Annotated in this window: 28 protein-coding genes; 20 read left to right on the forward strand and 8 right to left on the reverse strand. The window is 60.6% G+C overall.

The genetic code is table 11. The annotated features are described in order from the left end of the window. The first annotated feature begins 183 nt into the window (after positions 1-183). Both RHE_RS06290 and RHE_RS06295 read left to right on the forward strand, forming a co-directional pair. Positions 184-573, forward strand: a complete 390-nt coding sequence (locus tag RHE_RS06290; protein WP_011424566.1) for a DUF930 domain-containing protein — start codon at positions 184-186, stop codon at positions 571-573. A gap of 101 nt (positions 574-674) precedes the next feature. Further along, positions 675-1,472: a polysaccharide deacetylase family protein gene (locus RHE_RS06295; protein WP_042118134.1), complete on the forward strand. Its 798-nt coding sequence runs from the start codon at positions 675-677 to the stop codon at positions 1,470-1,472. A gap of 35 nt (positions 1,473-1,507) precedes the next feature. Here the strand turns inward: RHE_RS06295 and RHE_RS06300 are convergent, their stop codons facing one another. Next, complete coding sequence (locus RHE_RS06300; RefSeq protein ID WP_042118135.1) at positions 1,508-2,800, reverse strand: NAD(P)/FAD-dependent oxidoreductase; 1,293 nt, start codon at positions 2,798-2,800, stop codon at positions 1,508-1,510. Between the two features lie 17 nt (positions 2,801-2,817). Then, a complete protein-coding gene (locus tag RHE_RS06305) occupies positions 2,818-3,984 on the reverse strand; it encodes an AI-2E family transporter (RefSeq protein ID WP_042118137.1) in 1,167 nt (388 codons plus the stop codon). A gap of 215 nt (positions 3,985-4,199) precedes the next feature. Here RHE_RS06305 and RHE_RS06310 point away from each other — a divergent pair, with 215 nt between their 5' ends. Then, the gene (locus RHE_RS06310; RefSeq protein ID WP_011424570.1) at positions 4,200-4,583 is read left to right on the forward strand and encodes a hypothetical protein; all 384 of its coding nucleotides are present in this window, start codon (positions 4,200-4,202) and stop codon (positions 4,581-4,583) included. A 10-nt stretch (positions 4,584-4,593) separates the two neighbouring features. Here RHE_RS06310 and RHE_RS06315 read toward each other — a convergent pair whose 3' ends face one another. Further along, positions 4,594-5,454, reverse strand: coding sequence for a VOC family protein (locus RHE_RS06315; RefSeq protein ID WP_011424571.1), 861 nt, complete (start codon positions 5,452-5,454; stop codon positions 4,594-4,596). 281 nt (positions 5,455-5,735) lie between these two features. Between RHE_RS06315 and RHE_RS06320 the strand changes: the two genes are divergently transcribed. The 4 genes from RHE_RS06320 (at position 5,736) to RHE_RS06335 (ending at position 8,504) form a co-directional block, all read left to right on the forward strand. Beyond that, on the forward strand, positions 5,736-6,155 hold the full coding sequence (locus RHE_RS06320; protein WP_011424572.1) for a universal stress protein: 420 nt from the start codon (positions 5,736-5,738) through the stop codon (positions 6,153-6,155). A gap of 151 nt (positions 6,156-6,306) precedes the next feature. Further along, positions 6,307-6,984 (forward strand): PAQR family membrane homeostasis protein TrhA, encoded by a 678-nt coding sequence (gene trhA / locus RHE_RS06325; RefSeq protein ID WP_187331719.1) that lies wholly within the window; start codon positions 6,307-6,309, stop codon positions 6,982-6,984. 76 nt (positions 6,985-7,060) lie between these two features. Next, positions 7,061-7,612: a GNAT family N-acetyltransferase gene (locus RHE_RS06330; RefSeq protein WP_041678592.1), complete on the forward strand. Its 552-nt coding sequence runs from the start codon at positions 7,061-7,063 to the stop codon at positions 7,610-7,612. 190 nt (positions 7,613-7,802) lie between these two features. Continuing rightward, positions 7,803-8,504 carry a pentapeptide repeat-containing protein gene (locus tag RHE_RS06335; protein ID WP_011424575.1) on the forward strand — a complete coding sequence of 234 codons (702 nt, stop codon included), beginning with the start codon at positions 7,803-7,805 and terminating at the stop codon, positions 8,502-8,504. A 57-nt stretch (positions 8,505-8,561) separates the two neighbouring features. Here RHE_RS06335 and RHE_RS06340 read toward each other — a convergent pair whose 3' ends face one another. Next, a complete protein-coding gene (locus tag RHE_RS06340) occupies positions 8,562-8,834 on the reverse strand; it encodes an usg protein (RefSeq protein ID WP_011424576.1) in 273 nt (90 codons plus the stop codon). Positions 8,835-9,114: 280 nt separating this feature from the next. Here RHE_RS06340 and groES point away from each other — a divergent pair, with 280 nt between their 5' ends. From groES to RHE_RS06365, 5 genes are all read left to right on the forward strand, one after another. Continuing rightward, the gene (gene groES, locus RHE_RS06345) at positions 9,115-9,429 is read left to right on the forward strand and encodes a co-chaperone GroES (RefSeq protein ID WP_011424577.1); all 315 of its coding nucleotides are present in this window, start codon (positions 9,115-9,117) and stop codon (positions 9,427-9,429) included. Between the two features lie 51 nt (positions 9,430-9,480). Further along, on the forward strand, positions 9,481-11,109 hold the full coding sequence (gene groL / locus RHE_RS06350) for a chaperonin GroEL (RefSeq protein ID WP_011424578.1): 1,629 nt from the start codon (positions 9,481-9,483) through the stop codon (positions 11,107-11,109). Between the two features lie 93 nt (positions 11,110-11,202). Then, positions 11,203-11,625 carry a hypothetical protein gene (locus RHE_RS06355; RefSeq protein ID WP_011424579.1) on the forward strand — a complete coding sequence of 141 codons (423 nt, stop codon included), beginning with the start codon at positions 11,203-11,205 and terminating at the stop codon, positions 11,623-11,625. Positions 11,626-11,710: 85 nt separating this feature from the next. After that, positions 11,711-12,805, forward strand: coding sequence for a glycosyltransferase family 4 protein (locus RHE_RS06360; RefSeq protein ID WP_011424580.1), 1,095 nt, complete (start codon positions 11,711-11,713; stop codon positions 12,803-12,805). A gap of 15 nt (positions 12,806-12,820) precedes the next feature. Beyond that, the gene (locus RHE_RS06365; protein WP_011424581.1) at positions 12,821-15,031 is read left to right on the forward strand and encodes an amylo-alpha-1,6-glucosidase; all 2,211 of its coding nucleotides are present in this window, start codon (positions 12,821-12,823) and stop codon (positions 15,029-15,031) included. A gap of 38 nt (positions 15,032-15,069) precedes the next feature. Here RHE_RS06365 and RHE_RS06370 read toward each other — a convergent pair whose 3' ends face one another. Next, entirely contained in the window at positions 15,070-15,291 is a 222-nt protein-coding gene (locus RHE_RS06370; protein ID WP_011424582.1) for a hypothetical protein, read from the reverse strand. Positions 15,292-15,505: 214 nt separating this feature from the next. On the opposite strand from RHE_RS06370, the gene RHE_RS06375 reads away from it, so the two are divergent. The 4 genes from RHE_RS06375 (at position 15,506) to RHE_RS06390 (ending at position 17,271) form a co-directional block, all read left to right on the forward strand. Continuing rightward, entirely contained in the window at positions 15,506-15,985 is a 480-nt protein-coding gene (locus tag RHE_RS06375; RefSeq protein ID WP_011424583.1) for an Hsp20 family protein, read from the forward strand. Between the two features lie 79 nt (positions 15,986-16,064). After that, entirely contained in the window at positions 16,065-16,574 is a 510-nt protein-coding gene (locus RHE_RS06380) for an Hsp20/alpha crystallin family protein (RefSeq protein WP_011424584.1), read from the forward strand. 66 nt (positions 16,575-16,640) lie between these two features. Next, a complete protein-coding gene (locus RHE_RS06385) occupies positions 16,641-16,889 on the forward strand; it encodes a hypothetical protein (RefSeq protein WP_020920772.1) in 249 nt (82 codons plus the stop codon). A gap of 16 nt (positions 16,890-16,905) precedes the next feature. Further along, positions 16,906-17,271, forward strand: a complete 366-nt coding sequence (locus RHE_RS06390) for an SPW repeat protein (RefSeq protein ID WP_011424585.1) — start codon at positions 16,906-16,908, stop codon at positions 17,269-17,271. Positions 17,272-17,444: 173 nt separating this feature from the next. Here the strand turns inward: RHE_RS06390 and msrB are convergent, their stop codons facing one another. After that, positions 17,445-17,858 (reverse strand): peptide-methionine (R)-S-oxide reductase MsrB, encoded by a 414-nt coding sequence (msrB, locus tag RHE_RS06395; RefSeq protein ID WP_011424586.1) that lies wholly within the window; start codon positions 17,856-17,858, stop codon positions 17,445-17,447. 187 nt (positions 17,859-18,045) lie between these two features. On the opposite strand from msrB, the gene RHE_RS06400 reads away from it, so the two are divergent. Next, a complete protein-coding gene (locus tag RHE_RS06400; protein ID WP_011424587.1) occupies positions 18,046-18,261 on the forward strand; it encodes a hypothetical protein in 216 nt (71 codons plus the stop codon). Positions 18,262-18,717: 456 nt separating this feature from the next. Then, positions 18,718-19,149 carry a MucR family transcriptional regulator gene (locus RHE_RS06405; protein WP_011424588.1) on the forward strand — a complete coding sequence of 144 codons (432 nt, stop codon included), beginning with the start codon at positions 18,718-18,720 and terminating at the stop codon, positions 19,147-19,149. A 376-nt stretch (positions 19,150-19,525) separates the two neighbouring features. Here RHE_RS06405 and RHE_RS06410 read toward each other — a convergent pair whose 3' ends face one another. Both RHE_RS06410 and RHE_RS06415 read right to left on the reverse strand, forming a co-directional pair. Beyond that, on the reverse strand, positions 19,526-19,948 hold the full coding sequence (locus RHE_RS06410; RefSeq protein ID WP_041678593.1) for a SufE family protein: 423 nt from the start codon (positions 19,946-19,948) through the stop codon (positions 19,526-19,528). 394 nt (positions 19,949-20,342) lie between these two features. Further along, positions 20,343-20,831 (reverse strand): DUF5330 domain-containing protein, encoded by a 489-nt coding sequence (locus RHE_RS06415; RefSeq protein ID WP_011424590.1) that lies wholly within the window; start codon positions 20,829-20,831, stop codon positions 20,343-20,345. A 454-nt stretch (positions 20,832-21,285) separates the two neighbouring features. Here RHE_RS06415 and RHE_RS06420 point away from each other — a divergent pair, with 454 nt between their 5' ends. Both RHE_RS06420 and RHE_RS06425 read left to right on the forward strand, forming a co-directional pair. After that, positions 21,286-22,827 carry a sensor histidine kinase gene (locus RHE_RS06420; protein WP_011424591.1) on the forward strand — a complete coding sequence of 514 codons (1,542 nt, stop codon included), beginning with the start codon at positions 21,286-21,288 and terminating at the stop codon, positions 22,825-22,827. After that, positions 22,799-23,752, forward strand: coding sequence for a peptidoglycan-binding domain-containing protein (locus tag RHE_RS06425; RefSeq protein ID WP_042118140.1), 954 nt, complete (start codon positions 22,799-22,801; stop codon positions 23,750-23,752). Before RHE_RS06420 ends, RHE_RS06425 begins: the two co-directional genes overlap by 29 nt. Positions 23,753-23,785 lie beyond the last annotated feature (33 nt).

Below are 23,785 nucleotides of genomic sequence, written 5' to 3' on the forward strand. Positions count from 1 at the left end.
CAAGCGCCAAGGGGTGAGGTGACCGTCCACAGTCGAGGAGACGGCACCGCCCGCCTTGCCTTGATGTCACCACAATATTTAAGGAGGTCCGCTATCACAGAGCGAATTTTGCACGTGCCCAGCCCCCGGCAAGCCGCCGGCGGCAGGATGAAGACTGTACAACAGTAAGGGATTTCCTCCGCAATGCCGAAACGTCTGCTCCTGTTTGTATCTCTGGCCGGCTTGGCTGCCCCCGCTTTTGCCGTCGACCCGGCCATCAAGAAGCAACTGGAAAAACTCGATCCCTCCACCCGACTGGAACAGAGCTGCGACACGGAAGCGATGAGCCGGATCAACAATGACAGCACTGGCTTCAAGCCCGACAAGGTAATCGCCTACACTTTCAAGGACCCGATCGCCGGCGACAATTCGCTGCAGGCGCCGGGCGCGGTCTTCCGCAGCAAGGGCGACTGGTATCATCTCTCCTACAATTGCATCACCGGCCCGCAACATATCAATGTGCGCCAGCTCGACTACCAGATCGGCGAGAAGGTGCCGCGTGAGAAGTGGGACAAGTACTATCTCTACGATTGATGCTGTTGCGTGTGCCCGGGCGGCTCCGGTGACATCCGGCCACATGGCGTGTGGCAATGCGAGCGACTAGAGTCGCGGCGCTCGAATCGTAAAGTACAGACATGAACCGCATCCTACTCACATCGGCCCTGCTTCTGGCCTCCGTCTCCGCTGCATTGGCGGACGAAATGCCGCCGCCAATCGCTTCGGCCCCGGCCGCAATTGGTCTGGCCAAGGCGCCGCCGATCAAGCTCGTCGAACCGCATCTGCATATCGGCCGTTCCAACATACCGGGCCATGCCCGCATCGCGTTAACCTTCGACGCTTGCATGGGTCAGGCGGATGAACGCATACTGTCGACCCTCGTGCGCGAGCGCATTCCTGCAACGATCTTCGTCACCGCCCGATGGCTGAAGCGTAACCCGCAAGCCCTTGCTGTCTTCCTGCAGAATCCGGATCTCTTCGAGCTCGAAAACCATGGTGAGAATCATATTCCGGCCGTCGATGCGCCGACGCTCGTCTATGGCATTGCCTCGGCCGGCTCGCCGCAGGCGGTGAAGCAGGAGGTCGAAGGCGGCGCCGCGGCCATGGTCGCATCCGGCATTCCCGCGCCTCACTGGTTCCGCGGCTCCACGGCCAAATACGATCTTTCCGCAATCGGCGAGATCCGCACCATGGGCTATCGCATCGCCGGCTACTCGGTAAACGGCGACGGTGGCTCGCTGCTCGGCGCAGCGATCACCGAAAAGCGCATTGCCTCCGCCAAGGACGGCGATGTCGTCATCTCCCACATCAACCAGCCCACCCATGCCGCGGGCGAGGGGGTGGCGAAGGCGTTGATCGATCTGAAAGCCAAGGGCACGGAATTCGTTCGTCTGCAGGACGTCGAGGATATGGGCGACGATCGGACGACGGAGTAGTTCTGCGGCCCGGCACGACAGCAAACGCAAGGCCTCTACCGCAACTCGTCCGCAGCCCGCACTGCTTCCTCTCCGAACCGCCGCATCCCCGGCCCCTCCCTGTCGAGCGCGAAATCCTCGAACCAGTCGCGATGGATCCCGGCAATCATTGCACCGATCATCTGGGCTGCGAGATAGGAAAAGGTGATGCCGTTGCCGCCGTAGCCATAGGCGGCGAACACATGCGCCATACCAGGCATCGGGCCGATCAGCGGCAGGCCGTCGGCCGTCTCTCCGAAGGTTCCGGCCCAGGCATGGGCGACGCGGGTATCGGCTGCCGGCCATAACCGCTTCATCTTCTCCCGGATCGCGCTGATCTTGGCCGGCAGCTTGTGATTTCGTCCCGCGGGATCCGTCGTGCCGTCATCCTCGCCGCCGGCGACGATGCGGTTGTCCGCGGTTGTGCGCATGTAGAGATAGGGATGGCTGTTCTCCCAGATCAGCGTCCTGTCGCGCCAGAGCCGCGCCGGGTCCTGAGGCACGGTGGCGAGCGCCCAGCTCGAACTGACGCGGTGCAGCTTCGGCATATTAAGCCCCGGCATCGAATAGCCGGTCGCCAGCACCGCATGCCGCGCTTCGACGGCGTAGCCCCCAGCCGTCTCTGTCGTGACGCGGTCGCCTTCGCTGTGCAGCGCGGTCGCCGAAGCGCTGACGAGCTGCGCTCCGCGCCGCACGGCCATCGCGATCAGTGCCCAGGTGAGCAGCAGCGGATCGGCCTCCGCCGAACCCGGCGAATAGATCGCGCCGTCGCGATCGAGCTCGAACTGGGTGAAGAGATCGGGATGTTCGAGATAGACGCCGGGCAGTCCGGCCCGGCGGCGCAGCTGGCGCTCCTCCTGCAGGTCGCGCGCGCCTTCCTGATTGGCGGCGAGATAGAGCGTGTTGCGCGGCCGGAAGCCGCAGGCGATGCCGTTTGCGGCGATCAGCTTGGAAAGGCCGGCGACGGCAGCGGCGCTGCGGCGATAGATGCCGGCCGCGCGCTCGAAGCCGTAATAGGTTTCGAGTTCGCTGAGCGTGCTGTCGATTTCCCATTGCAGCATCGCGGTGCTGGCGGCGGTGCTGCCGAAGCCCGGCTCCTCCCGGTCGATGATGGCAACGGAAAAGCCGCGCGCCGTCAGATGATCTGCGACCAGCGCGCCGGTGATGCCGCCGCCGATCACCGCGACATCGGTCGAAAAGCTCTGCGCCATCGGCCGCCATTGCGACCTTATGGCATTCTTCCCCCAGAGCGAACGGCCGCTGACCATCTGGTCATGATCGGATTCGTCGAGATCAAGATCGGATTTCACTATGTCTCCTCGCTTGATCACTTCGGCAATTGCGGCTGCGGTTTTTCCTCGATCAGCAGCTCCTCGATGATGGTCATGACGATCAGCGACAGCGGCAGCGCCAGCATTGCGCCGACGGCGCCCCACATCCAGGTCCAGAACAGGATGGCGAGGAAGACGATGAAGGGATTGATTTCCAGCCGCCGCCCCATCACCGCCGGGAAGATCAGGTTCTCCATGACGAGATGCACGGTGAAGAAGGCGGCCGCCGGCATCAGGCCGACGATGAAGCCGTCATAGGTGATGATGCCGGCGATGGCGACGGAAAGCGTCATCAGCGTGATGCCGAGATAGGGAATGAAGCTCGACAGGAAGGCGAAGAAGCCCCACAGCACCGGTGCCGACAATCCGCTCGCATAGGCGATGACCGTCATGACGACGCCGAGCCCGATATAGATCAGCGAGGCGGTGGCGAAATAGAAGCCGAGTACCTGCTCGACGGCATTGATGACGCGGATCGCCGCCAGCCGCTGCGTGCGGGTGCGGAAGGTCATGATGATCGTCTTGCGCAGATTGACCCGGCTGGCGAGGAAGAGCAGCAGAGCGGCGAAGAAGATCAGCCCCTGTACCAGCGCCGGCGTCAGGCTTGTGGTTACCACATGTAGGACGTTGCCGGTGTTTTCGAGCAGCGCGCCGATCGACATCGGCCCGCTTTCGAATGTCGCCGGCGTGATATGCAGCCATTCGATGCGCTCGAGGTAAGGCATGATGCGGCTGATCGTCCGCTCGACGAAGGCCGGCGCTTCGTTGGCAAGGGTGGTCAACGGATCGGCAAGCGAACTGACCAGCAGAACGATCACCAAAGCGACGCTGCTTGACAGAAGGAAGGCGTTTGCAAGCCTTGGCACACCCATTTTGCCGAGATTTTCCGCTGCAAGGCCGAGGATCATGCCGACGACGACGGCAAGGGTGACCGGAATGAGGATCAGTGACATCATGTAGACGGCGGCAAGGCCGAGGATTGTGAAGATGCCGATGATCGCCCAGGCCATGCTGATGTCGAGCCCGTCCTTCTCAAGCCGATGCATCGGCGGGGGCGGCAGTTCCTCCGCCGTCTCCTGCAGCGACTTAGCCCAGGCGCTGGTTTGGCGTTCGCCGACGGCGATCTTCTTTGCGTGTTTGCGGATGCCGTTGGCGATGCCCATGCGGTGAGGTTCCCGAAGCCCCATTGCTTCGCCACAAAAACGCGCTGATGCGGTTCCGGTTCCGCCGGCCCATGGCGCCGTTGTAAAGACATCGGTCCGCCCCGCAGGTAAGGGCGCTGAAGCGTCCGCCCTTTCATCGGCTCGCGCGCCGATTTGATCCTGCCGCCGGAACAACCTCGCCGTCCCTGGCGTTCGACCTCGGAAGGAGAGTGCTCATGATTGCAGATCCCGATCAGATGAAAACCACCGAGACTTATTCGACCGATCCCCCCTATGCGGATGAGGCGAGGCTGAAAGACGCCGATCAGCGGCGTTGGTGGGTTTGGACCGTTCTTGTGGCCGGCGCGGCAGTTCTCATCATAGCCGGCGTGAGCGTTGTGATCTGGCCTAATCCCAGCAACAATGATCCGGCGGCAACGGCTTCGACCAAGCCGGATCCGATCAATACGCAGCCCTCCGGTCCCGGCGCCTTCAACAATGACCCGGCCTCCGGCCCTGTACGGCCACCCGAGGCGACAGATCGGTCGCCAACGCCGAGCGGAAACGGCGGCGGACCGACGCAGGTGACGACGCCATCAGGAACCGAGAAGGTTCAATAAGGTTTCAGATTCAGGCCGAAAGTGTCAGGCCGATGCCCCAGGGATCTTTGAGGAAGACGCCGCCGTCGCGCTTCTTGCTGCTGATCTCCAGCGCGTCAAGCCTGGATACCGCCGCGTCGAGCGTCGCCTTGTCGTTGAAACGGATCCTGTAGTCCGACAGCCCGGTCATATTCTCGGCGCGAGCGGTGGCACCCCGGCTGTTCCAGATGTTGGCGGCGAGATGGTGATGATAGCCGCCGGTCGCAAAAAAGCTGGCGCCTGGATAGCGAGCCATCAGCTTGAGGCCGAGCACGTCGCGGTAAAAGGTATCGGCCTGCGGGATATCGCCGACCTGCAGATGCAGATGGCCGATCGCGGTGCCCTCCGCCATGCCGTCCCAGTGAGCGTCAGCAGCGCTGTCGTAGAGCGCCTGCAGGTCGAGGCGCTGGGTTGCCATCGCTACCATACCGTCCTCATGAAATTTCCATTGTTCATGCGGCCGGTCGGCATAGATTTCGATGCCGTTGCCCTCGGGGTCGGAAAGATAGATCGCCTCACTGACGAGATGGTCCGAGGCGCCGTCGAGCACGACATTGTTGTGGGCCGCATGGCGCAGCCAGCGCGCCAGTTCGGTCCGGTCGGGCATTAGGAAAGCGGTGTGGAAAAGGCCTGCGGCATTCCGTGGCGCGACTACCGCGTCCTTTGCCGTCGTCAGCGTCAGCAGCGGATGACCCCCGACACCCAGCACTTCGCCGCTCGTCGTCTTCTCGATGACCTTCAGGCCGAGCATCGACTGATAGAAGCCGGAAACGAGACCGAGGTCAGTAACGACGAGATGCGACTGGTCGATATAGGCAGGCCGCGTCAGCGCATAGGATGTTTCTGTCGTCATCAATGGGTCTCCTGCCTCTTAGTTAAAGGCGCACCGGCGGTGGCGGCAATCATGCCGCCCGTAGCAAGCCCGAGAAAGCGTCGCCGGTTCATGCGCCTGATCTCCTCTCGGCTGCCGTACTTGATCTCTATATGGCCTATCCCGATTGTTCACAGAAGGCTTGTTTTTGAGGATGAAGCGTTGAGCAGATGTTGACGATGACCTGCACTGGCTTGATCGGAGTCAATGCGCCCATATCTTTATTAGAGCAAGCTTATGCATCGCAGTCATGGAGGGAAGCCATGTACAGGAAGATTATCGTGGCGATCGCGCTCGGCCGCCTCGACAGGGGAGAAAACATTCTCCGCAAGGCCGCCTCGCTGCTCGACGCGGGCGGCGAGATCGTCGCGCTCAACGTCGTCGAGGACGTGCCGACCTATGTCGCGATCGAATTGCCGGCCAATATGCTCGAGGACGCCATGAAGGACGGCCGCGACAAGCTGGAAGCGCTGGTCGCCGCAACTGGGGTCACGGCAAGGATCGACATCCGCAACGGCCCGCCGGCCAAGGCCATCATCGCGGCCGCCGAAAGCCACCGCGCAGATCTCATCATTCTCGCCTCGCACGTCCCGGATTTTTCCAACTACTTTATTGGCGCCACGGCCGACCGCGTCGTACGGCACGCCAAGTGCTCCGTGCTGGTCGAGCGGCAGAAGATCTGAATCTGCGCCGCTCCATTTTCGAGTGCTCCTCCCAGTCGTCGAGGCGGGCAGACCTCGTGCGGTCTGTCACGAAGATTTACCGCCGGCGCGATGCGCTGCGGTTGCACGCCCGTCCGTTCGGTGCGACCATCGCGATCGGGTACGAAACGGAATGGCGCGCATGGCCGAGTTCAACGGCATTCGCTGGGCTTACGACAGATATGAGCTGATCGCCGATGGCATCGTGCACGGCGTCGGTCTCGTGCTGGCGCTGATCGGCGCCACCGCTCTGATCTTCTACGCCACGGTTTGGAGCTCCCACGGCGCGCTCGCCGCCGCCTGGATCTATGGTGTCGGGCTGGTGCTGACGCTTGCCATCTCCTTTTCCTACAATGTCTGGCCGGTCTCGCGCACCAAATGGTTCCTGCGCCGCTTCGATCATTCGGCGATCTTCATCCTGATCGCCGCCACCTATACGCCCTTTCTCGAGCGCGGGGCCGACGATCCGCTGCTCTTCTTCATGCTGGTGGCGATATGGCTGTTCGCTACCGTCGGCATCGTCCTGAAATGCGCGTTTCCAGGGCGCTATGACCGTCTCGCCATCCTGCTTTACCTCGCCATGGGCTGGAGCGGGGTGCTGGTGGCGGGGCCCGTCGCCGCGCGCATTCCCTCCGCTTCGATGCTGCTGATCGTCATCGGCGGCGTCCTCTACTCGCTCGGCGTCATCTTCCATGTCTGGGAGAAACTGCGCTTCCAGAACGCCATCTGGCACGGTTTCGTCGTCATTGCAGCGGCCGTGCATTATTCCGCCGTCTTCACCTGTATCAGCCTGTCGACGCCAGAGTTCTGAGCTGCGGCCTACCCGAGACCGTCCCGCAAGCCTTTCTCCGCTGTATCAGCCGTTTACATCTTTTGAACCGCGGCGTATGCCAACCCGCGCAGTCAATCCGAACCGGGCCACCATGACAGACGCAGTCCTTCTCCGCGACGCCACCGAAGCCGATCTTCCCGCCATCCGAGACATCTACAATCATGCCGTCGAGCACACGACGGCGATCTGGAACGAAACGCGCGTCGATCTCGAAAACCGACGAGAATGGCTGAGCGCGCGCAAGGGCCGTGGCTTTCCGGTCGTCGTCGCCGAGAGGTCGGGCAAGGTCGCGGGTTACGCCTCCTATGGCGACTGGCGCGCCTTTGAGGGCTATCGCCACACGGTCGAACATTCCGTCTATGTCGACAAGGATCATCGCGGTGCCGGCATCGGCGAGGCCCTGATGCGCGAATTGATCGCGCGTGCGGCGGCCGCCAATATCCACGTGATGATTGCTGGCATCGAGGCTGACAACACAGCCTCGATCCGGCTGCACGAAAAGCTCGGCTTCCGCATCGCCGGCAGGTTCTCCGAGGTCGGCACCAAGTTCGGCCGCTGGCTGGATCTGACCTGCATGGAACTCCGTCTGCCCGGGCAGGCGGATTGACCTGCCTGCTTGGGCAGGGCCGAGGGCCTGCCCGCGGCAACGAGGATGAGCGCTCGCGGGACCGAGTGAGCCGGCAAATCATTGCCGGAGCGGTCCCCATCTTTTTATTGTATTCTGAGCTGTGTAGAAAAGAGAGGCCGCCTGCTTCGCGAGGGGCGGCGTGATAAGCGTCATGGAGATCAACAGTTCAATGGCAACGCATAGATCGCCGCTCGGCCTCCTTGCCCTCCTTCTTCTCACCGCTGCTCCGATTTCTTCGCGTGCTGCCGATTGCGGCAGCACGGCCTCGCCGAAGCTCGACTGGCAGGAGTGCACGAAGAAGAACCTGATGCTGCAGGGCAGTGACCTCCAAGGCGCCAATCTCTTCAGCACCGATTTCTCGCTGACCGATCTCAGCGGTTCGAATTTCAAATCCGCCAATCTGGAAAAGGCCAGCTTGGTGCGCGCCTCGCTTGAGGGGTCACATGCCGAAGGGGCGAACTTCGCCAAAGTCGAGGCCTATCGCGCCAGCTTCGCCAACATTGCCGCCGAAGGCGCTTCCTTTGCCGGAGCCGAGCTGCAGCGCGCCAACTTCGGCGGCGCCCGGCTTTCAGGCGCGAGCTTCGAAAAGGCCGAACTCGGCCGCGCCGATTTCGACAAAGCGGTGCTGACGGGAGTGAAATTCTCTTTCGCCAATCTCTCCCGCGCCGATCTCTCCAACGCCACTTTCGAAGGCCCGGCAATGTTCGAGCGCGCCTTCATGTTCCTGACCCGTATCGAAGGTCTGGACCTCTCGGCTGCCGCCGGGCTCGAACAGTCGCAGATCGAGCTCGCCTGCGGCGATGCCTCGACCAAATTGCCGTCCGGCCTTTCGACGCCGGCAACCTGGCCGTGCCCTGCCGAGCACGAGTGATCGGTCAGGCTTTGCAGGATTGCGCGGCCGGATTATCGACTGCGATAGATGCCGGAGCTAGTGGAGCTTGAATTCGCCCATGACGCGGCGCCATTCGTTAGGTCCGATCAGTCGCTGATGGGTGTAGCGAACCGAGTGCAGCGGCCCGTCGAGCGTGGACTGCCAGAAATCGAGAAACTTGTGCATCTCCGGAAAGTCCGGGGCGAGGTCGTAATCCTGCCAGACATAGGTCTGCAGCACGGATTCAAAATCAGGAATGCGATAGAGGATATGGGCGGTGGTCAGTCCATAGCCGTTCAGCTGACGCTCCAGATCTGATGAAAATTGCATGCTTCATCTCCGTTTCATGACGCTCGAAAGGTGGCGCAAAATTTTGCGGCCATCAACGGATTTCTGAACGCATCCACCCTGTTTATTGTTCCTTTACAGGATGTTAGCAGCCACTTCGAGTGAGTGCTAATTTTTTTATGGTGCCCTCTTGAAATGGAAAAAGCGCAAAACCAGATCATTGCGCGCAGAACGCTCGATCGAGGTTTTGCACCCGCCCGGACTGGTCATCCGGTCCGGCCAGGGGAACAACATCATTATTGTTTGTCCATTGGAGGAAAACATGTCGTTCCGACCGCTTCATGATCGCATTCTCGTCCGCCGCGTCGATTCCGAAGAAAAGACCAAGGGCGGCATCATCATTCCCGACACCGCCAAGGAAAAGCCGCAGGAAGGCGAGGTCATTGCCGTCGGCCCCGGTGCACGCAACGATGCCGGCCAGATCCAGCCGCTCGACGTCAAGGTCGGCGACCGCATCCTGTTCGGCAAGTGGTCCGGCACCGAAATCAAGATCAATGGCGAAGACCTGCTGATCATGAAGGAAAGCGATGTCATGGGCGTCATCGAGGCCCGGGTCGCCGAAAAGATCGCCGCCTGAGGCGATTTCCGCGCATTAGTCAAAAAAGCTGCCTATTGAAGGAGTAACAGAATGGCTGCGAAAGAAGTCAAATTTCATAGCGATGCCCGTGAACGCATGCTGCGTGGGGTCGATGTGCTGGCCAATGCGGTGAAAGTGACGCTCGGCCCAAAAGGTCGCAACGTGGTGATCGACAAGTCCTTCGGCGCGCCGCGCATCACCAAGGACGGCGTTTCGGTCGCCAAGGAAATCGAACTCGAAGACAAGTTCGAGAATATGGGTGCCCAGATGCTGCGTGAAGTAGCATCCAAGACGAATGATCTCGCCGGCGACGGTACAACGACGGCGACCGTTCTCGCCCAGGCAATCGTCAAGGAAGGCGCCAAGGCAGTCGCCTCCGGCATGAACCCGATGGACCTGAAGCGCGGCATCGATCTTGCCGTCGACGCCGTCGTTGGGGAATTGAAAGCCAACGCCCGCAAGATCTCCAACAATTCCGAAATCGCCCAGGTCGGAACGATCTCGGCCAACGGCGATGCCGAGATCGGCCGCTACCTTGCCGAAGCCATGGAAAAGGTCGGCAACGAAGGCGTCATCACCGTTGAAGAAGCCAAGACCGCCGAGACCGAACTCGAAGTCGTCGAAGGCATGCAGTTCGACCGCGGTTATCTCAGCCCCTATTTCGTCACCAATCAGGACAAGATGCGGGTCGAGCTCGAGGATCCCTATATCCTCATCCATGAGAAGAAGCTGTCGAACCTGCAGTCGATGCTGCCGGTTCTCGAAGCTGTCGTTCAGTCCGGCAAGCCGCTCCTCATCATCGCTGAAGATGTCGAAGGCGAAGCCCTTGCTACCCTCGTCGTCAACAAGCTGCGCGGCGGTCTCAAGATCGCTGCCGTCAAGGCTCCCGGCTTCGGCGACCGCCGCAAGGCCATGCTGGAAGACATCGCCATCCTCACCGCCGGCACCGTCATCTCCGAAGATCTCGGCATCAAGCTTGAGAATGTGACGCTCAATATGCTCGGCCGCGCCAAGAAGGTGGCGATCGAGAAGGAAAACACCACCATCATCGACGGTGCCGGTTCGAAGGCGGAACTCGACGGTCGCACCGCTCAGATCCGCGCCCAGATCGAAGAGACCACCTCCGACTACGACCGCGAGAAGCTGCAGGAACGTCTTGCCAAGCTCGCCGGCGGCGTTGCCGTCATCCGCGTCGGCGGCTCGACGGAAGTCGAGGTGAAGGAGAAGAAGGATCGCGTCGACGACGCGCTTCATGCAACAAGGGCAGCGGTCGAGGAAGGCATCCTGCCGGGTGGCGGCGTGGCGTTGCTGCGCGCTGTCAAGGCGCTCGACTCTATCAAGACCGCCAATGACGACCAGCGCGTCGGCGTTGACATCGTCCGCCGGGCGATCGAGGCACCGGTCCGCCAGATCGCCGAAAACGCCGGCGCGGAAGGTTCGATCATCGTCGGCAAGCTACGGGAGAAGAGCGACTTCTCCTATGGCTGGAATGCCCAGACCGGCGAATATGGCGATCTCTACGCGCAAGGCGTCATCGATCCGGCAAAGGTCGTTCGCACCGCACTTCAGGACGCAGCTTCGGTTGCCGGCCTGCTGGTGACGACGGAAGCGATGATCGCCGAGAAGCCGAAGAAGGAAGCTGCTCCGGCCATGCCGGCCGGCGCCGGCATGGACTTCTAAGCGATCGCTCGGCCCGCTCTGCCATCGGGGCGGGCCGTTCTTCGCACTATCGAATTAACAAGTTCCATCGGTCGACATCAATGGAGCCAAGCTATGAGAAAGGAAAACATCAGCAATTCCATACAGCAGAATGCCGTGGCAGCCATAAGCGCGGCGCATCTGCTTCATCCGGCGAAGCATTTCGGTCACCCGCGTGACGTGCTTGCCGCCGCCGAGATCGACAACGACGAGAAGCGGGCAATTCTCGCTTCATGGGCATCCGATATCTTCGCAGTCGAATCCGTACCAGCCCTCCGCCTTTACCCCGGGGCCGAAAGAGCTGTATCCTATGACGAGATCCTTGAAGCGCTGAAGGCTTTGGATAATGGCGATCGACCATCCGCGAGGCAGGACAAGTCCGCGTCCCTGAGTTGCCATAGGATCCGCCGTCGAAAACCGCCCGCACGCCGACTTCCCGGCCTTGGCTTGTGCAGCTACTGGAAGGGAGGACGGCGTCGACCGCTGTTCGAAACCTGACCCTCGTCTGACCTGCCGTGTGCCTCTCGAGGACGCGGGCATGATTTTTGCCGACGGCTCTTTGCTCAACTGAGGAGGTTTGCCGATGAAGATCGCTCAGATTGCACCGCTCGCCGAAAGCGTTCCGCCGAAGCTCTACGGGGGAACCGAGCGGATCGTTTCCTACCTTACTGAAGAACTCGTGGCCCAGGGGCATGAGGTCACGCTCTTTGCCAGCGGCGATTCCGTCACCCAGGCGACACTCGTGTCGTGTGCGGACGTCGCCTTACGGCTCAATCCGGCGGTCAGGGACCATCTGCCACATCAAGTCGTGATGCTGGAGGAGATCCGACAGCGGGCGCACGAGTTCGACGTGCTGCATTTCCACATCGACCTGCTGCATTTCCCGCTGATCCGCGATTTCGCCGATCGGACGGTGACAACGCTGCACGGGCGACTCGATTTGCCGGATCTCAAGCCGTTCTACGCGGCCTTCCCCGATATTCCACTGGTGTCGATCTCCAATGATCAGCGTCGTCCGATGCCTCCGGTCGACTGGCGCGGAACGGTCTATCATGGTCTGCCGGCCGATCTTCTTCCCTTCACGGAGAATCCAAGGGGCAATTACCTGGCCTTCCTTGGCCGTATTTCTCCGGAAAAGCGCCCGGACCGCGCCATTCAGATCGCGGCAAAGGTCGGAATGTCGCTGAAGATCGCCGCCAAGATCGATAATGTCGACAAGGCCTACTGGGAAACCGTCATCGAGCCGATGGTTAAGAGCCATCCGCATGTGGAATTCATCGGCGAGATCGATGAACGTGAGAAAGCTGACTTCCTTGGGAATGCAGGCGCTCTGCTCTTCCCGATCGACTGGCCGGAACCGTTTGGGCTGGTGATGATCGAAGCCATGGCCTGCGGCACGCCGGTCATTGCTTTCGGCTGTGGTTCGGTTCCCGAGGTCATTGACAATGGCATCTCTGGCATTCTGGTCGACAGCGTCACCGAGGCGGCCGAAAACGTCGAATGGGCGCTGCGCCTCGATCGGCGGAAGGTACGGGCCGCGTTTGAAAAGCGCTTCACTGCACAGCGAATGGCGTGCGATTATGTCGACATCTATCGCAACCTGCCGGGCGTTCGCATCAAAGCCGCGCCGATCCGCCGGTCTAATGGTCAAGCGCTCGACCTGCAGGCTGTCGCCTGAGGCAAGGAGGAGACCATGTCGAACCTGTTTGCGGACAGCAACCCCGCCACAGCATCGTCAGGGCTGGCGACGCCGGTCGCTCAGTTCTTCATTCCGGCCGCTGCTTCGCTGCAGGAGCGGCGGCCGCGTACCCTGAAGCACGGCGATACTTTCGCCGTCTTCGACCATAATGGCGATGCTCTTTCCGGTCCCGGCAGTCCGGAAGGCCTTTTCCACCAGGACACCCGTCATCTCTCGCATCTTTACCTGACGATCAACGAACAGCGGCCGATGCTTCTGTCGTCGACGCTGCGGGATGACAATGCCACGCTGACCTGCGATCTCACCAATCCTGATCAGTTCGATGAGAAGGGAAGGCTGCTTCTTGGCCATGACGTGATTCATCTGCGCAGATCGCGCTTTCTCTGGAATGCCTGTTGTTATGAACGGCTGGCCGTGAGGAATTATGACGAGCGGCGGCAACATGTTCGCATTCAGATCTCTTTCGGGGCCGATTTCGCCGATCTTTTTGAAGTCCGCGGCACCGCAAGAGCAAAAAGAGGGCGCCATCTTCCCGCCGTCGTGGAACAGGATTGGATCCTGCTTTCCTATATTGGCCTGGACAATCGCAAGCGGTCGACGCGCCTTTCCTTCATGCCCGAACCGGCCGAGATTCGTAGCGATCTTGTTACTTACGACCTCTACCTGGAGCCGCACGAGACCAAATCGCTCTTCATGCAGATCGGCTGCGACCATGCCTCCGCCGATCGACTAAGCCGCCTCTCGTTCTTCCTTACCTTGCGGGATGCCCGCCGTGCGTTGCGCGCCTCCTCCTCGCGCGCGGCGTCCGTCACAACCTCCAACGAGATCTTCAACGAAGTCGCGCGACGCAGCGCCTCCGACCTCTACATGCTGATCACCGACAAGCCGGAAGGCCCCTATCCTTATGCCGGTATTCCCTGGTTCAGCACCGTTTTCGGCCGCGACGCCCTGATCACGGCGCTTCAGACACTTTGGCTCGATCCGGAGATCGCCCGCGGGGTTCTCGGTCATCTTGCAGCCAATCAGGCGACGAACGTCGATCCTGCTTCAGACGCCGAGCCGGGCAAGATCCTGCACGAAGTCCGTTGCGGCGAAATGGCCGAACTCGGCGAGGTTCCATTCCGGCGTTACTACGGCAGCATCGACTCGACGCCGCTCTTCGTGATGCTGGCCGGCGACTATCTTAAACGAACCGGTGATCTTGCGACCATCGACCGGATCCTGCCTCATGTCGAAGCGGCACTGACCTGGATCGACGAACATGGGGATCGCGATGGTGACGGCTTCGTCGAATACGGGCGGCTGACGGAAGAAGGACTGATCAATCAGGCGTGGAAGGATAGCAACGACTCAGTCTTCCATGCTGATGGCACGTTGGCCCGAGGCCCGATCGCGATCGCCGAAGTCCAAGCCTATGTCTACGGCGCTTGGCAAAGTGCTGCGGAAATCTTCCGGTGGAGGGGCAAGCCGGAACGCGCGGCGAGCTTTCTCGCGCGCGCGGAAGGACTGCGCCGCGCCTTCGACATGAGCTTCTTCGATGAGGAACTGGGCACCTATGTGTTGGCTCTCGACGGGGATAAACGGCCCTGCCGGGTCCGATCCTCCAATGCCGGCCATGCTCTGTTCACCGGTATTGCTTATCCTGAACGGGTCGCACAGGTGACCCGCACTCTTATGAATGCTTCGTCCTTCTGTGGCTGGGGCATCCGGACCATTCCCTCGACCGAAGCACGTTACAATCCTATGAGCTACCACAATGGCTCGATCTGGCCACATGACAATGCCATGATTGCCAGTGGTCTTGCCCGCTATGGCTATCGCGCCGAAGCCGCGCGAATCTTCGAAGGGCTGTTTGCCGCTGCGACCTATATCGACCTGCGGCGGCTTCCCGAACTCCTCTGCGGCCTGCCGCGTCAGCGCGCACGCGGACCGACCTCTTATCCGGTTGCCTGCTCGCCGCAAGCATGGGCGGCAGCAGCCCCTTTGTCGCTGCTGCAATCCTGCCTTGGCCTCGACTTCGATCCGAACAGTCTGCAGATCAGCTTTAGCGTGCCGCGGCTTCCGTCTTTCCTCGATGAGGTGATCTTGCGGCGTCTGCTGATTGGCAATTGCTCGGCTGACGTGGCCATCCGCCGGTCGAGACACCAGGTCGTGGTCGATGTGATCAACCGACAGGGCAATGTCAGCGTGCTCACCACGGCCTGATGAAGGACGGTGCAGGGAAGGCGGGTCAACCGCCTTTTCTAATCCGGTTCCTCTTCGTCCGACCTCAGCAGGTCAACAAGCGCAGCAACCCTGCCGGTCGGTAGATGCCGGCCTTCGCCCATCAGGGCCTCGTCGTTGTTGGCCCATGCAAACGCCTCGGCAAGCTCGGCTTGGCTTGCACCTGTCGCGATGATCTCGGCCACAAGCGTTTTGTCGGCGGGCCCAAGGACGGCGACGACGTCATTTGAAGTCATTGTCATAGCCATTGCTCCTTGCTCAAGCTCCAAACCATATGGTGGCGCCTTGGAAAAGATCAAATTTTATCGCTGAGAAATCTGATCCTCTTGAAACCGTAAGACGCTGAATTATATCAGTATTGTCGATCGCCAAATAGGGATCGACACAAAGTCCAGGAGACGCCGGTCGCTCTTGGCGTCTCCTTGTGTCCATGTTGCTTGCAAGGAGGATATGGCTATGAGGACAAACCTCGATTTCTCTCCCCTGTTCCGGTCGAGCATCGGCTTCGAGCGGATGTTGAACGCGCTTGAGGCTGCAGGCCGCGCCGAGACAATCGACAACTGGCCGCCCTACGATATCATCAAGACCGGTGAGAACGACTACCGCATTGCCATCGCAGTGGCCGGCTTATCGCAGGACGAGCTGGCGATTACTCAGGAGCAGAACTTGCTCATCGTGTCCGGGCAGAAGGACAACGGCGAAGATGTTCAATACCTGCATCGCGGCATTGCCGGGCGCTCGTTCCAGCGTCGGTTCGAACTGGCCGACCACGTAAAGGTGGTCGATGCCGGTCTGGTCAACGGTCTGCTGACCATCGATCTCAAGCGCGAAATTCCTGAAGAGATGAAGCCGCGCCAGATCGAGATCAAGGCCGACGAGGTGCTGCCCAAGGCCGAGACAAAGCAGATCGAAGGTGAGAAACAGGTAGCGGCCTAAGCGTCCAATAGCAGGGACGGGGCGCCAGGCGCCGTCTGGCGCCCACCGTGCCAAAGAACCACCAGAAAGGAGTAGAGCCATGAGTGTTCGTGATTTGATCCCCTGGGGCCGCAACAACGGCAATCAGATGCCGAGTCTCCTTCGCGATGACGAGCGCGATCCTTTCCTGTCGCTCCACCGCGAGGTCAACCGGCTGTTCGACGATGTTTTCCGCGGCTTCGGCTCCGGCCTGCCGTCACTTCGCGGCGCCAGCAGCTTTGGCGCCGGCTGGCCGAGCGTCGAGATCTCCGACACCGACAAGCAAATCAAGGTTACAGCTGAAGTACCCGGTCTTGAAGAAAAGGACATCGAGGTCTTTCTCAATGACGGCGTGCTCACGCTGAAGGGTGAGAAGCGTTCGGAAACGGAAGACAAGGAAAAGCAGTTTTCGGAGCGCTATTATGGCCGCTTCGAACGGCGCATCCCCCTCGGCACCGAGGTCAAGGAAGACCAGGTCGACGCCACCTTCAAGAACGGCGTTCTGACCGTCACTCTGCCTAAGACCGAAAAGGCGCAGTCACAGGTCAAGCGCATCGCCATCAGAAGCTGACGAGCGCGGCGGCCAGCCACTTGGCTGGCCGTCGCTCATCCTTCACCAGGTTGGGAAGGATAAACGATGAATATTATCGGACGTATACACCGCGAAAACACAGCACCGATCTCCCGCTTCTGCGCCTGGAAAGATAATCGGCGCAGCCGTCTTCCTTTCACAGTTCCGCAGTTCCAAGGGGACAGCGCCGCCCACATCTCATTTCTGGCTTCCCACTACACGATGACCGAGCTTTGCGGCGATGGTGATTTGAACGCTGCCGCCGCAACCGTCTCCTGCCCGCAGGAGGCGGCCGTTGATGATGCAACCAACTAAGAAGGAGAAATGATCGATGCTGAAGTCTCTGTCTTCCAAGGATCGGACGGCTTTCGATATCGTCAATATCGTTGCCGGTCTTGGCCTTTTCATCTCGCCATGGCTGTTCGGCTTCGCCGCTGAGACCTATGCTGCATGGAATGCGTGGATCGTTGGTGCGGCCATCACCCTGATCGCCGTTGCCGCTCTCTACGCTTTCTATGAGGCGGAGGAATGGTGCAACATGGTCCTGGGGCTATGGACTGTGATCGCTCCCTGGGTCCTCGGCTTTTCAGCCGTGACAGCGGCCATGTGGGCGCACGTGATTGTCGGCGTTGTCGTCGCTGCCCTCGCAGCGGGCAGCATCTGGTTCAGTCATAACCATCCGTTGTCGACCGCATGACTGAGTGCGAACGGGCTCGGGTGTCCGGGCCCGTTCTCCTTATCTCTTCGCCAGCCACTCCTGGAGGAAAGGCTTGGCGGCCGATCATACTGGTTGACGGCGCGACGCGGTGATCGCCATTGATGGATGCGCGGCGCCACGGGCGGCAGATTGCCGATCATTGACTAACGCGCCTATTCCGCCGGCTCGAACACCATGGCATGACCGTTGATGCAGTAGCGCAGGCCGGTTGGCGGCGGGCCGTCGGGGAAGACGTGGCCGAGATGGGCGTCGCAGGTGCCGCAGCGGATTTCTGTGCGCACCATGCCGTAACTCGTGTCGCGATGCTCGGTCACCGCATCGGGAGAGACCGCTTCGAAATAGCTCGGCCAGCCGCAGCCGGCGTCGAATTTCGTGTCGGAGCGGAAAAGCGGAGCGTTGCAGCCGACGCACCGGTAGAGCCCCGTCTCGAAAGAATCCCAGTAGGGGCCGGTGAAGGCGCGTTCGGTGCCGTGCTGGCGGGTGATGCGGTATTGCTCGGGCGTGAGCTGCTCTTTCCATTCGGCGTCGGTTTTATGGATCTTGGCGGTGGTTGCAGTTTCGGACATGACGTGCTCCTTTCGCCAAAGGGCGATTCCGTTTCGCGAGAAATGTGGTGCGCCGGCTTTGTTTCATCAAGCCTCCGGCGCGACGCCGCGGAAATCGCGGCATGCAGCTATCAGCGAAGACCTCTGCTTTTACATCTATTAAGGGTTTTATGTTAGGGTTAATGTTACGTGCATTGAGGAGCCATTGGTGTTTGAAGCCGCAATCGTCCTGCTCTACGGCCTCGTGGCCGTGACCGCCATCGCGGTCACGCTGCTGGAGGGCTGGGCCAATCATGCCGGTTTGACGTTTCATCGTCTCGCCGGACTTCTCGCCTGCCTGCTCTGGCCGGCGACGCTTCTGCTCTTCGTCCTGCACGGCTCGGTCATCCGGCTGCTGACGCGTCTCTCCCGTTCGCCGGCCTGATCACGGCAATCTCTGAGCCCATGCTATTGGCGTCTTAACCTGTTTTACGCCGAACTTATGCACAGGAAGCTGTGAGTAAAGCTTGGGCTAAAGTCCTATAATTCTTCATCAGCCATTTTTTCTCAAGAAAAACGACAAATAATAATTGGCCTTTCGGCCAAACGATGGTATTTGAAAATGCAAGTAGAATTCTGATTGTGAATTACAATCGTACTGCTTCCAAGTCCCTCAGTTTTGATTTTTCAATGTCTAACTGGGGCCATCGCCTGGAGCAGGACGGTAGTGGTTTTCGGTCAGGCAGTATAAGAACAGGTCTCGGACTTCGGAATCTAGGGGTGGATTTCACGTTTTTCGAAACAGAAGATTGCTTCCTGTGCTTTTGCTGTTCGCTTCTACGAGGCGGGTCTTTGGCGTGACAGTCAAAGATCGTTTGAGCATGCTAACAGGAGAAAAAATATGACGGATATGGCGACCGGCAATGCGCCGGAGCTGCTTGTGGAACTGACGGCCGACATCGTCGCGGCTTATGTCAGCAACCATGTTGTCCCGGTCAGCGACCTGGCAAATCTGATTTCCGACGTGCATTCGGCACTGAGCAACACGTCCGTACCGCAGCCCGCTGCGGCCGTCGTCGAAAAGCAGAAGCCTGCAGTTTCTGTCCGCAAGTCCGTACAGGACGAGCAGATTACGTGCCTGGAATGCGGCGGCAACTTCAAGTCCCTCAAGCGTCACCTCATGACGCATCACAGTCTCTCGCCGGAAGAATACCGTGAGAAATGGGACCTGCCGACCGACTACCCGATGGTAGCGCCCGCCTATGCCGAAGCGCGTTCGCGCCTGGCGAAGGAGATGGGCCTGGGTCAGCGCCGCAAGCGCGGCCGCGGCTGAGCTTTTCCGCAGTCAACGACAAAAGCCGGGTCTTGCGCCCGGCTTTTCTGTCTGTACCGCAAACCTGATGCCGAACACCGGAAGCGTTTTCGGGCGCTATCCTGTCCCGGGCCGTTAAATGAAAGCAGGATTCGGACTTTAGTCTGGACGACCCCAGAGTTCATCCTGTTCCGCATGAGGATAATAATCTCCCTGCTATTCCGCCGTTATCGCAATCATGTGCATGGGGGAGACCGGATATTATCAGGAAACCTATCTTACGCTTTGCAGCGCGGCGTAGAATGTATTCCTATACTATAAGAAAGTGTTAATATAGTCGATTGGCCATTTCCGCAAATGGGCAATCCGCCGCGCTCGCCGACCGAATCAATCGCGTTCAGGCCGCGGCGCGGACTTTCGCCTCTTCCCGGATCCGCTTCACCATCGAGCGTAGCCCATTCGAGCGCTGCGATGACAGGTTCTCCACCAGACCGATCTTCGAGAAGATCTCGAAGGCATCGAGCGCAGCGATCTCGGAAGCCGGTTTGCCGGAATAGGTGGCAAGCACGATGGCGACGAGGCCGCGCACGATATGCGCGTCGGAATCGCCCTCGAAACTCATGATTGGGTTTTCCGGATCGCCCGACGTATGCGTCACCAGCCACACCTGGCTGGCGCAGCCCATCACCTTGTTCTCAGGGGTGCGTTTTTCCTCGGCGAGTTCGGGCAGCGCCTTGCCGAGTTCGATGACATAGCGGTAGCGGTCTTCCCAATCGTCCAGGAAGACGAAGTCATCGATGATCTGGTCGAGGGATGCCATAAAAAGCCTTTCACCTTTCGGCATGCTGGCAAAACGACACGGCAATTTTGCGTCCGGACATGCTCTAGGACTGCATATAGGTGATCGACCGACAGATTTGAACCGCTAAAGCGCGCCATCGTAGTGATGCAGCGCTCCAGCTTTTGTTTTTATGCATGTCGTTATCGAAAACCACCGCACATTCTCGTGCGACATGCTCTCAAAAAGAAACGCCGTGAGGGATGGGCATCCTCACGGCGCAGCAATCTGCTGAATTAAACAGGGCAGGCACGTCAGGCATGAGGCATTTCCGCGTCATGCGGACCACCGATGCAAGCTTTAGAATTCCAGTCAGACGCGGTCTCGCGTCCGAACATTGCTTATGCGCGGCGGGCCGGTTGCCCGCGCAATTTCGTTAGATCGCCGGCTTCGGCGTCGGCAGCGGGATCGCGCCGGTTACCACGGTCCCGGCTTCATCGTCGACCGGCGGACGGTAAGGCATCGGTTGGTTGAGCGCAGCCTTTGCCTCACGCACCTTCTCCTGCACGGAAGGCGAGGCGAACGAGGATGCGGTGGCTGCCAGCCGGTTTGCCGGTTCGGCAGGGCTTGCGGTCGTGGTCGGTTCGTCCGTGAATTGGCTGTCGAGCAGTTCGTAAGCGACGTGGGCGCCTTCACGGGCCCGGTAGCCGAGCGCCGTCAGGGTCTCCGCACCCTTGGCGCAGACCTCGGGCTTTTCCGAGCACATGCCGGTCAGATAGTCATAGGCGCCGCTCGCCGCCGTAAAGGCGTCTGAAAGCTGCAATTGCGGGCCGCCGGCGAGCTGGTCGGGATTTTCCGTGCTGAAGACGGAAAGAAGCACGAGCACAAGGCCAAACCAGAACGATCCTTTGATCAGAAACCACATTGTCGTTGCCCATCCTGTTTTCCCGTCCGGTTCTTTTCGCCGAATCAGGCCGGTTGTCCGGTGTGGCTTTTACCCTATCGGCAAGTTGCGAATGCCGCTTTTCGAAACTCGCGCGCATTTGCGGCAAATTTAATTCAAATTTTAGCGAAGCGGATTTGAGCCGCATTTCAGTCGAATGCGAGTGATGGCCGTTAAGCATCAGGGCAGCACCGCCTTGCAATTGCAGGGCTTTTGGCCGCTCGCCTTGCCACAGGAGTTAACGCGATGCTGAAATATGAAGGAAATCCGCCGCTTACCGGCCATTAACCACAAAAGGCAAAGGGGCTCCCGGATGCCTCAAAACGGGAATTTCTGCCCTTTCTGGCTGTGAACGGTGCTTTTGCCTTATCCTTTCCTTAAGCCGCGGCGGCCTATTGTCCGGATCGACAGACAGCCTTTTCGGGGCGGGTATTGCGTGCGAGTATTGAGTGACATTGTCGGCTGGGCGGCGGCCCTCGTAGACCGGGCGGCGACAAGCTGGCTTTCCCGGACGGGTGGCGGCGAAGCCGTGCGCCAGCGCGAGCTTGCGATCCTGCGCCGCCTCGTGCTGCTCTCCTCGGCCGCTCTCGTTGTCGCGCCCATCGGTCTTTCGGCAGTCACCAGCCCCGCCGTCGCTTTGCCGGCCGGCGTCGCCATGGTCTGCGCCGCCTTCCTCTTTTCCGCCGTCGGCAGCATTGCGCTCGCCCGCCAGGGCTCATCCGCCGGCATCGCCGCGCAGTCGGCCGAGGATTTCTTCCTGACCGTGACGCCCGGCCTCGTCCTGTTCCTCGATCCGCACGGCAGCGTCGCCACCATCGGCGGCCGCGACCGGCGCGATTTCCTCGCCTGGATGCGTGATCCCAAGGGCAGGGGCTTCCTGGAGCAGGTGCATGTCTCCGATCGCATCCTGTTCCTGCAGGCGCTCGATGACCTCAGGCGCGGCGAAGATGCTGCAAGCGTCGATCTGCGCCTCGACCGGCCTTCGGTCTCGCGCGATCAGCGCCAGTTCGCTTATCTCAGAATGGATATGACGGCGCGACGCGATGTCGATGGCGAGCTTGCCGCCGTCATCGCCCAGCTGCGCGATGTCTCGATCGAGCAGCAGCTGCGGGCCGAAGCCCAGAACCGTGCGGCCGACGCCGAATCGGCAAATGATGCCAAGTCGCGCTTCCTCGCCGCGGTCAGCCATGAGCTGCGCACACCGCTAAACGCAATCCTCGGCTTCTCCGACATTCTGATCGGCGAATATTTCGGCAAGTTCGAAAACGATCGCCAGCGGGAATATGTCAGCCTCGTCCGAGAATCCGGCGCGCATCTGCTCTCCGTCGTCAATACCATGCTCGACATGAGCAAGATCGAAGCGGGCCGTTACGAGCTGATTCTCGATGCCTTCGATATATCAAGCTCCGTCAGATCCTGCGAATCGATGCTGGCATTGCAAGCCAAGACCAAGGGCGTCACGCTGACGAGCCGGATTCAGCGCGGGCTTGGCGAGATAGTCGCCGATCAGCGCGCCATCCAGCAGATCCTCATCAATCTCGTCGGCAATGCCGTGAAATTCACCGAAGCCGGCGGCGTCGTCTCGGTCGATGCGGCGGCGCGTGACGGCATTCTGAAGCTGACGGTCAGCGATACCGGCATCGGCATCCCCGCCGACAAGCTGGCGATGCTCGGCCAGCCTTTCGTCCAGATCCAGAACGATTACACCCGCCGCTTTGAGGGCAGCGGTCTCGGCCTCTCGCTGGTCAAGGGGCTGGTGGCGCTGCATGGCGGCAATTTTGCCATTGCCAGCCGGCCGGGCGAGGGTACGATCATCACCGTCGAGATCGCGGTGGATGGCTCGGGCGCCCGGCGCGCCGAAAATGCCGGCCATGGCGCAACCGTCGAATTTCCGCCGCGGCTGAAGGACGCGGTCGGTACCGGAGCAGAATTGGAAGAGGGGCTTTTCGATGGCCGCGCGCAAGCGAAAATCGCCTAAGGGAAAGAAGCGGCGGCAGAAGCCGGGCCTTGTCGTGTCGGGTGCGGCCGCTCTCGGCGGCCTCGGCCTGCAGGGTGCATCCGCGCTGGGTGGTCTCGGGCTGCAGGGCGCATCGGCGCTCGGCGGCGTCATCGGCCGCAATCCGTCGGTTGCCGGCGGCACGATCGCCTTCTTCGTCATCTTCTCCTTCGTTGCGGCCAACGCCCTCTGGTATCAGCCTGGCTTGCATCCGCACCCGATTTTCCGCACCCGCGACCCGCAGTCTCCAACCGTGCTCGGTGCGCGCCGTCCAGCCGACGAACAACCCGCCGATGTCACCACCTTCCGGATCGAACGGCCGGAGGATGGCACCGCCACCAGCGCGATGCCGGCGCTGGCCGCACCCGCTCAGCAGCCGAGCGGGCTTGTCATGGACATCCAGCAGCAGCTGGTGCGCCGCGGCCTCTATAACGGCACCGCTGACGGCATTATCGGCCCCCGCACCAGTGCCGCCATCCTCTTCTTCCAGGAGACCGTCGGAATGGCGCAGACCGGGGAAGCGACGCCGGAGGTTCTGGCGGCGCTGAAAACCGACGCTGCCGGCCCCTCGACGGTGCCTGTGGAAAAGCCGCGTGAGGATGTGAGCTCGAAGGCGGCAGCGGAAGACCCTGTCGCCGCCGCGATCCGCAGTGCCGAAAAGACGGTCAAGACGGCGCCATCAGCCGCAAAGCAGCTTCCATCAAGCGAACTCACCAATGTCGACCTGGTGCTGAAGATCCAGAAGGGCCTTTCCAACATGGCCTATGCCAATGTCGGCATCGACGGCGTTGCCGGCGAACAGACTCGCGCCGCCATCCGCCATTTTCAGAAGCACTACAACCTGCCTGAGGATGGCGAGCCGAACGAGGCGGTGCTGAAGAAACTGAAGGAAATCGGCGCGATCTAAGGCATCCGCACCGGGTTCTACAACCTAAGTCTA

This window comes from Rhizobium etli CFN 42 (assembly GCF_000092045.1).
In the GTDB taxonomy this organism is placed as follows: Bacteria; Pseudomonadota; Alphaproteobacteria; order Rhizobiales; family Rhizobiaceae; genus Rhizobium; species Rhizobium etli.

Excerpts from the sequence above, each read along its gene's own strand:
- RHE_RS06425 (WP_042118140.1), top strand. The coding sequence starts at position 22,799 with ATGGCCGCGCGCAAGCGAAAATCGCCTAAGGGAAAGAAGCGGCGGCAG.
- RHE_RS06405 (WP_011424588.1), top strand. The coding sequence starts at position 18,718 with ATGACGGATATGGCGACCGGCAATGCGCCGGAGCTGCTTGTGGAACTG.
- RHE_RS06360 (WP_011424580.1), top strand. The coding sequence starts at position 11,711 with ATGAAGATCGCTCAGATTGCACCGCTCGCCGAAAGCGTTCCGCCGAAG.
- RHE_RS06335 (WP_011424575.1), top strand. The coding sequence starts at position 7,803 with ATGGCAACGCATAGATCGCCGCTCGGCCTCCTTGCCCTCCTTCTTCTC.
- RHE_RS06305 (WP_042118137.1), bottom strand. The coding sequence starts at position 3,984 with ATGGGCATCGCCAACGGCATCCGCAAACACGCAAAGAAGATCGCCGTC.
- RHE_RS06365 (WP_011424581.1), top strand. The coding sequence starts at position 12,821 with ATGTCGAACCTGTTTGCGGACAGCAACCCCGCCACAGCATCGTCAGGG.
- msrB (WP_011424586.1), bottom strand. The coding sequence starts at position 17,858 with ATGTCCGAAACTGCAACCACCGCCAAGATCCATAAAACCGACGCCGAA.
- RHE_RS06355 (WP_011424579.1), top strand. The coding sequence starts at position 11,203 with ATGAGAAAGGAAAACATCAGCAATTCCATACAGCAGAATGCCGTGGCA.
- RHE_RS06410 (WP_041678593.1), bottom strand. The coding sequence starts at position 19,948 with ATGGCATCCCTCGACCAGATCATCGATGACTTCGTCTTCCTGGACGAT.
- RHE_RS06415 (WP_011424590.1), bottom strand. The coding sequence starts at position 20,831 with ATGTGGTTTCTGATCAAAGGATCGTTCTGGTTTGGCCTTGTGCTCGTG.
- RHE_RS06370 (WP_011424582.1), bottom strand. The coding sequence starts at position 15,291 with ATGACAATGACTTCAAATGACGTCGTCGCCGTCCTTGGGCCCGCCGAC.
- RHE_RS06330 (WP_041678592.1), top strand. The coding sequence starts at position 7,061 with ATGCCAACCCGCGCAGTCAATCCGAACCGGGCCACCATGACAGACGCA.
- RHE_RS06340 (WP_011424576.1), bottom strand. The coding sequence starts at position 8,834 with ATGCAATTTTCATCAGATCTGGAGCGTCAGCTGAACGGCTATGGACTG.
- RHE_RS06315 (WP_011424571.1), bottom strand. The coding sequence starts at position 5,454 with ATGACGACAGAAACATCCTATGCGCTGACGCGGCCTGCCTATATCGAC.
- RHE_RS06385 (WP_020920772.1), top strand. The coding sequence starts at position 16,641 with ATGAATATTATCGGACGTATACACCGCGAAAACACAGCACCGATCTCC.
- RHE_RS06310 (WP_011424570.1), top strand. The coding sequence starts at position 4,200 with ATGATTGCAGATCCCGATCAGATGAAAACCACCGAGACTTATTCGACC.
- trhA (WP_187331719.1), top strand. The coding sequence starts at position 6,307 with ATGGCGCGCATGGCCGAGTTCAACGGCATTCGCTGGGCTTACGACAGA.
- RHE_RS06295 (WP_042118134.1), top strand. The coding sequence starts at position 675 with ATGAACCGCATCCTACTCACATCGGCCCTGCTTCTGGCCTCCGTCTCC.
- RHE_RS06320 (WP_011424572.1), top strand. The coding sequence starts at position 5,736 with ATGTACAGGAAGATTATCGTGGCGATCGCGCTCGGCCGCCTCGACAGG.
- RHE_RS06375 (WP_011424583.1), top strand. The coding sequence starts at position 15,506 with ATGAGGACAAACCTCGATTTCTCTCCCCTGTTCCGGTCGAGCATCGGC.
- RHE_RS06390 (WP_011424585.1), top strand. The coding sequence starts at position 16,906 with ATGCTGAAGTCTCTGTCTTCCAAGGATCGGACGGCTTTCGATATCGTC.
- groL (WP_011424578.1), top strand. The coding sequence starts at position 9,481 with ATGGCTGCGAAAGAAGTCAAATTTCATAGCGATGCCCGTGAACGCATG.
- RHE_RS06380 (WP_011424584.1), top strand. The coding sequence starts at position 16,065 with ATGAGTGTTCGTGATTTGATCCCCTGGGGCCGCAACAACGGCAATCAG.
- RHE_RS06290 (WP_011424566.1), top strand. The coding sequence starts at position 184 with ATGCCGAAACGTCTGCTCCTGTTTGTATCTCTGGCCGGCTTGGCTGCC.
- groES (WP_011424577.1), top strand. The coding sequence starts at position 9,115 with ATGTCGTTCCGACCGCTTCATGATCGCATTCTCGTCCGCCGCGTCGAT.